Annotated in this window: 2 protein-coding genes and 1 pseudogene; 2 read left to right on the top strand and 1 reads right to left on the bottom strand. The window is 59.5% G+C overall.

Going from position 1 to position 827, the window contains the following annotated elements:
* Positions 1–360, top strand: a pseudogene (locus tag ENTHG_RS25620) (transcriptional regulator); the annotation flags it as partial.
* Between the two features lie 58 nt (positions 361–418).
* Positions 419–532: a protein YohO gene (locus ENTHG_RS00125; RefSeq protein WP_044172034.1), complete on the top strand. Its 114-nt coding sequence runs from the start codon at positions 419–421 to the stop codon at positions 530–532.
* On the opposite strand, the gene ENTHG_RS00120 is transcribed toward ENTHG_RS00125, so the two are convergent.
* Positions 507–827: ABC transporter permease (locus ENTHG_RS00120; RefSeq protein WP_044172032.1), on the bottom strand; the 321-nt coding region annotated here is incomplete at its 5' end. The two genes, ENTHG_RS00125 and ENTHG_RS00120, sit on opposite strands and share 26 nt — an antisense overlap.

Here is an 827-nt window from a genome sequence, read left to right as displayed (position 1 = left end):
CGCCAGCGGCCTAAATGCGAGCAGCCCGCCCTGCTGGTGCTGCTGGGCGTGCTTGACGGCGTGTTGATTAACCATATTTGCTGCTGCCTTAACTCAGCGCGCAAGAAAAATGGCCGGGACGCGCTGGTGGTCGGCTGGAATATTCAGGACACCACCCGCTTATGGCTGGAGGGCTGGATGGCGTGCCAGCAGGGCTGGCGGGTGGATGTGCTGGCGCACTCGCTGAGCCACCTGCGCCCGGAGATGTTTGAGGGGCAGACGCTGCTGGTCTGGTGCGGCGAATCCCCCTCCGCGCTGCAACAAAAACAGCTGCTCGAATGGCAGGCGCACGGATACGCGATTTATCCCCTCGGCATTTAATGGTTCATTAACACCTGCGCTTCCCCTTATAATACTTGCTTAACAAAAGGAGCGTAAAATGAACCTGTCTAAACTCACCGTCATTGTGATTTTTCTGCTGATGGCCATTGGCGGAATCGGCGGCGTGATGCTCGCGGGCTATTCCTTTATTGTTCGCGGCGGTGCCGGTTAACCCGTAGCGCAAGGCGCTCGAAGCCCCTGTCGACGATAATGGCGGCCAGCGCCACCAGAATTGCCCCCTGCACCACATACGCCGTGTTAAACCCGCTCAGGCCGATGATGATCGGCGTGCCGAGCGTACTTGCCCCCACCGTTGACGCGATGGTCGCCGTACCGATATTAATGATAACCGAGGTGCGGATCCCGGCGATAATAACCGGCGCGGCCAGCGGCAGCTCTACGCGCATCAGCCTTTGCAGGCTGCTCATCCCCACCCCTTTAGCAACGCTCTGCACGCTCTCCGGTAC

The organism is Phytobacter massiliensis JC163 (assembly GCF_000321045.1).
GTDB classification, from domain to species: domain Bacteria; phylum Pseudomonadota; class Gammaproteobacteria; order Enterobacterales; family Enterobacteriaceae; genus Phytobacter_A; species Phytobacter_A massiliensis.
The sequence above is the reverse complement of the archived record's forward strand: the minus strand, read 5'-3'. Positions and strand labels throughout refer to the sequence as shown.